The following is a 7,316-nucleotide window of genomic DNA, read 5'->3' on the forward strand; positions in this document are numbered from 1 at the left end:
CTCTCCATGATGACCCGCAGCCCGGTACGGACGAGGGCCTGGTCGTCGGCGATGACCACCCGCAGCGTCGAGGTCTCCAGCGCGCGTGCGCCGGAGCACGACGCCGACGGCCATGCCCGCCTCGCCCGACCTCTTGTAGATGCGTTCTCTCCAGTCCGTGAGGGCGGACTCGGTCATGTGACTCTCCCCGATCGGTTGTGGTGAGGGCGTCTCCGCCGCCCGTCAGTGAAGCCGCGCGTCCCAGCGCTCCAGGCCAAGGACAGGCTTGAGGAGCCTCTCGGGCCCTCCGGGGGTGAAGTAGCGGCGCAGGTCGTCGCCGGCCAGGGCGTTGCCGAGGGCGCCCATGATCATCCCCTGGTCGAGGGCGAGGTACTCCTTGGCGACCTTGCCGCTGCGCACGGCCACGGCGTCGTAGAAGCCGCCGGGGCCGTAGGAGTCGAAGTTCGCCCGCAGCCGTGCAAGGTTGTCCAGCGCCTTGTCACCCGCGTAGCGCAGGGCGAGGAAGGACGCGTGAGGCGTGACCACCCCGTCCCCGTAGTGGTCCGGCTCGGGCTTGGCGGGCCGGCAGTCGCCGAAGCCCGGGTCGGAGGAGGTGCGCTCCTCGTCGGAGGTGTAGCCGTCGGTGTCCATCCCGAGGCCGTCCACGCCGTACTCGCGGTAGCCGCCGTTGGGGTCGTCGGAGGGCGAGAAGCCCCAGTAGCCGTATTTCGCCTCGTTCATACCGTGCTCGATCTGCGCGGCGACGAAGACCGGATGGTTGCGGCCCCAGCTCCGCGCGCCCCACGTCTCCTCGGGGACCACGAGGTTCGCCATCAGCGCCTCGAACATGCTGCCGCCCCAGTTCGGTACGAAACGCATGCCGCGATAGCCGTACGTCCCCTCGAAGACCTTGACGCCCTGGTAGGTCTGCCAGCTTCCCTGCGGCTTCTGGTCGGCCCAGCCCCAGTCGCAGGTGTCGGGGAAGGTGCGCCAGAGCCCGAAGTAGTGGGTGGCGGGCACCTGGCCGAGCGCGACGGCGACATAGGTGACGATGCGGGTCTCGGACATGGCGCCGTAGCGGTGACAGGTGGAGTACACCGTCGTGCCCGTGTGCGCGTAGTCGGTCTCCTGCGAGCACCCTTCGGGCTTGTCCGGCCAGTAGCCGCCGGTCATCAGGCCGGTTCCCGCGTCGGCGCGGGCGGCCGGGTCGTAGAAGGCGGCGAAGTTCATCCGTGACAGAACGCTCCCGGCCTGCCTCGCCTGCCCCGGCATCGCGTTCTTCACCATCATCAGCGCGGCGGCCAGCCAGGCGTTGTCCACGCTGGACACGAAGGGCAGCACGGGTGCGCCGCTCTCCGGCCAGGTGTGGACGACCTCCAGCGTCGCGGGGTCGTACCAGTTGTAGAACAGGCCGGTGGCGGTGTCGTGGTCGAGCCTGCCCAGGGCGTCGAGCACCTTGGCGACGCGCGCCGTGGCCTCGCGCTGGTCGATGAGCCGCAGGTCCCTCGCGGCCAGGGTGCTCCACAGGTACGTGCCCGCGTTGGTGGGCGAGGTGACCTTGGCGCGGGTCCGAAGGTCGCCCGACACCTTGTCGGACGGCATCCCGGTGCCGGGGTCGGCCATGGCGGCCATGGATTTCCAGGTGTCGGCGGCGTACGTGCGCAGCACCGCCGTATGGGAGGCCGCCGGACCTGTGAGGGAGGGCGACGGCTCGCCCGTACGGGTGCGCGCCAGCGCCTCGGAGGGGATCGCGGCGGCGAGGCCGAGTGCGAGCGTGCAGGCCAGAACTGTCTTGCGCATGGGCACCTCAGATCGCTCGAATGCTGCGGACGTTCACGGGAAGGGCGCTCACTTGAGTCCGGCCGTGGCCACGCCCTGGACGAAATAGCGCTGGAGGGACACGAAAAGGAGGAGGACGGGGGTGATGACGACGATCACCCCGGCCAGCAGCAGCCCGTAGTGCACGGTCTCCCGGCTCGACAGGCTCGCCAGCGCGACCGGCAGCGTGTACATCTCCTTGTGCTGGGCGACCACCGCCGGCCAGATGAAGCCGTTCCACGACCCCATGAAGGTGATCAGGCCGAGCGTCGCGAGGACCGGCTTGCAGAGCGGCATCACGATGCGGAAGAAGATGCGGAACTCCCCCGAACCGTCCACCCGGGCCGCGTGTACGAGCTCGTCGGGGATCTCGCCCATGAACTGCCGCATCATGAACACCCCGAGCGGGGTGACCAGCCCGGGCAGGACGATGCCGGCGTAGGTGTCGGCCAGGTTCAGGCTCGCGACCGTCACGAACTGCGGGATCAGCAGGACGATGCCGGGCACCATCATCTGCAGCAGGACCAGGCCGAAGACGAACCGTCCCCCGGCGAAGTCCAGCTTGGTGAGCGCGTAGGCGACCAGCGAGCAGAACAGGAGGTTGGACGCCACCACGATCACCGCGACGACCACGCTGTTGACCGTCACCGTGACGACGTCCATCCGCTCGAACAGCGCGGAGTAGTTGTCGGTGATCCAGCGGATGGGCAGGAAGGTGGGCGGGTCCCGCCGGATCTCGGCGTCGGTCTTGAACGAGCCGAGCAGGGTCCACAGGAAGGGCCCGGCGACGACCACCAGCCCGGCCGTGAGCGCGGCGTACAGAGCCGCGGTACGTGCCCTCTTCACGGTTGCGCTCCTCACGTCTTGGGCCGCAGCCATCGGAACTGCGCGAACGAGAACGCGGCGATCACGGTGAACAGCACGGTCGCCGCGGCGGCCCCGTAGCCGTAGTTGCCGAAGCCGAACTGGTTGTAGATGGCCAGCGAGGCCGACAGCGTCGAGTTGAGCGGCCCGCCCTTGGTCATCACCAGGGGCTCCTCAAGGAACTGCATGAAGCCGGCCGCGCTGTAGACGCCGCAGAACAGGATCGCGGGCCGCAGCATCGGGACCGTGATGCTCCGGAACTTCGCCCACATGCCGGCGCCGTCCACGTCGGCCGCCTCGTACAGCTCCCTGGGCACACCTTGGAGGGCGGCCAGGAAGACCACCATGTCGAAGCCGAAGTTGCGCCACGCCGACATGAGGACCAGCGAGGGCAGCGCCGTGCGCTCGTCCAGCAGCCAGGCGGGACCCTCGATCCCGGCCGACCTGAGCAGGGAGTTGAGCAGGCCGGCCTGTGGGTCCAGCAGCAGCCGCCAGGCCACCGCGATGCCGATGATGCTCGTGACGTACGGCAGGTAGTAGCCGAGCCGGAAGAACGTGCGCAGCCTGGTGATCCCCGAGTTGAGCAGGATGGCCGCCGCCAGGCCGAGCGCGATGGTCAGCGGCGTCGTGGTGACCACGAAGAACAGTGTGTTGGCCGCCGCCCTGCGCATCGACTCGTCCTGGAACAGGCGCTCGAAGTTGCCGAGGCCGACGAAGTTCACCGCGAAGGGGTCGCGCACGTCCGTACTGCGCATGTCGGTGAACCCCATGACCAGCCCCGCGAGCAGCGGCAGTGCGTACATCACGCCGAACACCAGCAGGAAGGGAGCCGAGAACAGCCAGGCATGGCCGGTCTTCTTCGGCGGGTTCAACCCGGGCCGGGGACGGCGCCGTCCCGCCCGCGCCTGGTCAGGGGCGCGGCCGGACCGGTCCGCGGTCGCCAGGCCCGCGGCGGGCGCGGCCATCAGAGGCCGGTGCCGACCGTGTCGGCCTGCGCCTGGACGGCCTTGGCCGCCTCCTGCGGGGTCGCCTTGCCGAGGGCCACCTTCTCGACCTCCTGGTCGATCACCTTGGAGATCTGGTCCCAGGTCGGGAAGGGAGGCGGCGTCTTGGCGTCCTTGAGCTGCTCGCCGAACACGGTGACGCGCTTGTCGGCCGTCAGCTCGGGACGCTGCCACGCCGCCTGGACGCTCGGCAGGTCCTTGACCGTCGTGAACCACTCGGCCTGGGTCGCCGGGTCGCTCAGCCACTGGACGAACTTCCAGGCCGCGTCCCTGTTCTTGGAGTCCTTGAAGACCACCAGGTCGCTGCCGCCGATGAAGCTCGTGCCCCCCGCGCTGCCCTTGGGGTAGGGCGCGACGTCGAACTTGTCAGCGAAACCGGGGCCGCCGTCCTTCTCCATCCCGGCGATCATCCACGGGCCCGAGTAGTAGGCGCCGACGTCGCCCTTGAAGAAGCTCGCGGGGAACGAGGCCGGATCGACCTTGCTGGAGGCGAGGCCCTCCTTGAAGTACGACTGCTGCTGGGTCAGCGCCCTGACCATCTCGGGGGTGTCGAAGGTCCACTTGCCGTCGGAGCCGATGATGGAGCCGCCCTGCTGCCAGACCAGCGGGAGGATCTCCTGCCAGGAGCCGGTGGTGTAGTTCAGGTTCATGCCCTGGCCGGCGCCCGCCTTCTGCAGGCCCTTGACGAAGCTCTTGGTCTCGTCCCAGGTCGCGGGCGGGGTGAGCCCGGCCTTGGCGGCCAGGTCCTTGCGGTAGTACAGCACCCGCGTCTCGACGTACCAGGGGACGCCCCAGGCCGTGCCGTTGACCTCGACCGTCTCCCACGCGCTGGGGAAGAACGCCGACTTGTCGATGACGTTGCCCGGCGTCGGGTCCACCGCGCCGGACTTGGCCAGCTCTCCCATCCAGGTGGAGCCGATCATGCTGACGTCCGGGGTCGTACGGCTGGCGATCGACGCGGTGATCTTGTCGTGTGCGACGTCCCAGCCGATGGGCGTGACGGTGACCTTGATGCCGGGGTTGGCGGCCTCGAATCCCTTGGCGAAGGAGGCCAGCGCCTCCCCCTCCGACCCCATGGCCCACACGGCCAGGGTGCCGGTCGCCTTGGCGGAGGTGTTCACGTCCGTCGGCTTATCCGCGGTCCCACCGGACCCGCGCCCGCAGCCGGTCAGTACGAGGACCCCGGCGGTGACCAGGGCGAGTGAACTGGCGGTGTACGGCTTCAACTCAATGACCTCCTGGGGATGCGGCTACCGAGGACGCGACTCCCCGGCACGCGGCTCTTGAGGGTGCTGCTCATGGGGACGCACCTTGCCGCGGTACGCCACTTCTTCGGAATGCGGGCCGCAGCTGCGGCGGATCACCGGCTCGGTGGCGAGGGTGCGGTGGCTGTCTTCGAGGCTCACTCCGGCGATGAGCTGGTCGAGCGCGCGCGCGGCCAGCGCGCCGAGCTCCCGCATCGGCTGCCGCACCGTGGTCAGCGCCGGCCTGGCGTGACGGGCGGCCATGATGTCGTCCCAGCCCGTCACGGCCACGTCGTGCGGTACGGAAAGCCCCAGTTCCTCGGCCGCCAGGATCGTCCCCAGAGCCACCTCGTCGTCCGAGCAGATCACCGCCTCCGGCCTGTTCCCGGCGCCGAGCAGCCGGAGGGCGGCCTCGTAGCCGCTCTCGACGGTGTACTCGGCGGTCAGTACGGGCTCGATGGCGTCCCCGAGCACCTCGCGGACGCCCTGCCAGCGCTGGTCCACGTCGTCGCCCGTGGCGTACGGCGCGCCGAGGAAGGCGAACTTCGTGTGGCCGTGGCCGAGCAGGTGGCGTGCCAGCGCTCGGGCCGAGGCGAGGTTCTCGCTTCGCAGGGTGACGGCACCCGGCCTCTCGGCGTGGGAGATGAGCACGAGCGGCAGGCTCGACGCGACCAGCTCGTCGATCACGTCGTCAGGGACGGTGCTCCCGAAGACCACCAGGCCGTCCACCCGCCCGGCCAGCTCGCGCACCAGATCCCTGATCGCGTCACGTCCCTTGGTGGACAGGATGACGACCGAACGGCCGAGCTCCGAGGCCACCTCCTCGTACCCGATGAGGACCTCGGCGAAGTACGGCCCGGACAGGTTGGGGAAGACGATGCCGTTGGCGGCGTGCCGGCCCTCGGCGAGGCTCACCCCCGCCCGGCTCGGCGTGAACCGCAGCTCCTCGACCGCGCGCATCACCTTCTCGCGCGTGGCCCCCGCCACCGGCCCTGTCCCTCGCAACGCCCGCGACACCGTGGCGATGGACACCCCGGCCCGCCGTGCGACCTCGTAGATCGTCACACCGCCCGCCGCCGAGACGTCTCGTCCATCCATGACTACCTCCTGGGTGTAAGCGCTTCCACCGGAGGTACTGCGGAAGTACGGCAGTGGAAGCGCTTACAGTCTCAGGAGTATGCCGCCGCATTACCGAAATGTAAACACCCACGCACAACGCCCCATGTCAACCGGTACGTTCCGCTGAGATAGACGACCCCTTCGGCTACAACCACGGATCATCGAGCAGTGGCAGTGGCAGTGGCGGCACGAACATGCCGGTCCCAGAGATGGTGAAAACAGCTACATCCCGAAGTCGCCGGCTCTCAGGTGACCGATGAAGTTTCTCCACTCGCCACGACCGAGTCGAAGGACGGGACCACAGGGGTTCTTGGAGTCTCTCAGGGCGATGTCGCCGCCGATCTCCGCGATCTCCAAGCAGTCGTTTCCGCCTCCGCTGAAGCTGCTTTTCCGCCACGCCGCACCAGCAAGATCAACCTGCTCGGCCATTACAACTCCTCAGCCGCTCCCGCGACCATGATCGCGGTCTCTTCGGGGTCCAGCGCAAGCTCGCACAAGCGCTCGAACAGCAGCGTATAGCGCCGAACTTCCTCGACGCTCTCCAGATAGAGGTCTCCCATCGCCCCCTCGACATAGGCGACGTCAGCATCGTGTTCTTCAGGGAAGCGGAGCAGGACGAACGGGCCCTCGATCGCCGCGTGAGCTCCAATCGCGAACGGAAGGATCCGGATGACCACGTCCGGACGCTCTCCCATTTCGATGAGCCGTCCCAGCTGAGCCCGCATAGTCGATGATCCGCCGACGGGTCGCCCTATAACAGCTCACCGGGCTGGTGACGGGAGGCGGGCGAGGGCGCCGAGTTCGAGGGCAGCCCACATCGCGCCGTCGGGGCCGGGCGCGATGCCGTGGGGTTCGGAGGAGGGGGTCGGCAGATCGTGCTCGTCGATCAGGCCCGCGGAGGTGATGCGGCCGATCCGGTTGGCGCCCCATTCGGTGAACCACAGGTCACCGTGGGCGTCGGCGGCGATGGCGTGCGGCCGTGCCGCCCGGTCCGGGAGCGGGAACTCCTCGATCTTCCCGTCCGGCTGGATCCGGCCGATCTGACCCGCGCCGATCTCGACGAACCACATCGCGCCGTCCGCCCCGGCGGTGATGCCCACGGGAGCGGAGCCGGGGGCCGGCAGCGGGTGGATCGCGACCTTGCCGCCCGTACCGATCCTGCCGATGGCGTCCGCCATGTTCATCGTGAACCACAGCCCGCCGTCCCGTCCTGCGGCGATCGCGGACGGGAAGCCGCCCGCGACCGGGAGCGGGAACTCGGTGATCTCCCCGTCGGTCGTGATCCGGC

General features: G+C 69.1%; 8 protein-coding genes and 1 pseudogene. 1 reads left to right on the forward strand and 8 read right to left on the reverse strand.

Going from position 1 to position 7,316, the window contains the following annotated elements; genetic code table 11:
* A partial coding sequence (locus AB0B89_RS33335; protein ID WP_358560733.1) for a hypothetical protein occupies window positions 1-204 on the forward strand: 204 nt, incomplete at its 5' end.
* 18 nt (window positions 205-222) lie between these two features.
* On the opposite strand, the gene AB0B89_RS33340 is transcribed toward AB0B89_RS33335, so the two are convergent.
* The 8 genes and pseudogenes from AB0B89_RS33340 to AB0B89_RS33375 all read right to left on the reverse strand — a co-directional run.
* Window positions 223-1,779: a glucoamylase family protein gene (locus tag AB0B89_RS33340; protein WP_358560736.1), complete on the reverse strand. Its 1,557-nt coding sequence runs from the start codon at window positions 1,777-1,779 to the stop codon at window positions 223-225.
* A gap of 48 nt (window positions 1,780-1,827) precedes the next feature.
* Complete coding sequence (locus tag AB0B89_RS33345) at window positions 1,828-2,643, reverse strand: carbohydrate ABC transporter permease (RefSeq protein WP_358560739.1); 816 nt, start codon at window positions 2,641-2,643, stop codon at window positions 1,828-1,830.
* 11 nt (window positions 2,644-2,654) lie between these two features.
* The gene (locus tag AB0B89_RS33350; protein WP_358560741.1) at window positions 2,655-3,626 is read right to left on the reverse strand and encodes a sugar ABC transporter permease; all 972 of its coding nucleotides are present in this window, start codon (window positions 3,624-3,626) and stop codon (window positions 2,655-2,657) included.
* On the reverse strand, window positions 3,626-4,891 hold the full coding sequence (locus tag AB0B89_RS33355) for an extracellular solute-binding protein (RefSeq protein ID WP_358560744.1): 1,266 nt from the start codon (window positions 4,889-4,891) through the stop codon (window positions 3,626-3,628). Before AB0B89_RS33355 ends, AB0B89_RS33350 begins: the two co-directional genes overlap by 1 nt.
* 24 nt (window positions 4,892-4,915) lie before the next feature.
* Window positions 4,916-6,007 carry a LacI family DNA-binding transcriptional regulator gene (locus tag AB0B89_RS33360; protein ID WP_358560747.1) on the reverse strand — a complete coding sequence of 364 codons (1,092 nt, stop codon included), beginning with the start codon at window positions 6,005-6,007 and terminating at the stop codon, window positions 4,916-4,918.
* A 243-nt stretch (window positions 6,008-6,250) separates the two neighbouring features.
* Complete coding sequence (locus AB0B89_RS33365) at window positions 6,251-6,457, reverse strand: DUF397 domain-containing protein (RefSeq protein ID WP_358560750.1); 207 nt, start codon at window positions 6,455-6,457, stop codon at window positions 6,251-6,253.
* Window positions 6,457-6,753, reverse strand: coding sequence for a DUF5753 domain-containing protein (locus tag AB0B89_RS33370; protein ID WP_358560753.1), 297 nt, complete (start codon window positions 6,751-6,753; stop codon window positions 6,457-6,459). Before AB0B89_RS33370 ends, AB0B89_RS33365 begins: the two co-directional genes overlap by 1 nt.
* A gap of 36 nt (window positions 6,754-6,789) precedes the next feature.
* Window positions 6,790-7,316: pseudogene (locus AB0B89_RS33375) on the reverse strand (virginiamycin B lyase); the annotation flags it as partial.

Origin of the sequence: Sphaerisporangium sp. NPDC049002, from assembly GCF_040649355.1 — a bacterium.
Taxonomy (GTDB): domain Bacteria; phylum Actinomycetota; class Actinomycetes; order Streptosporangiales; family Streptosporangiaceae; genus Sphaerisporangium.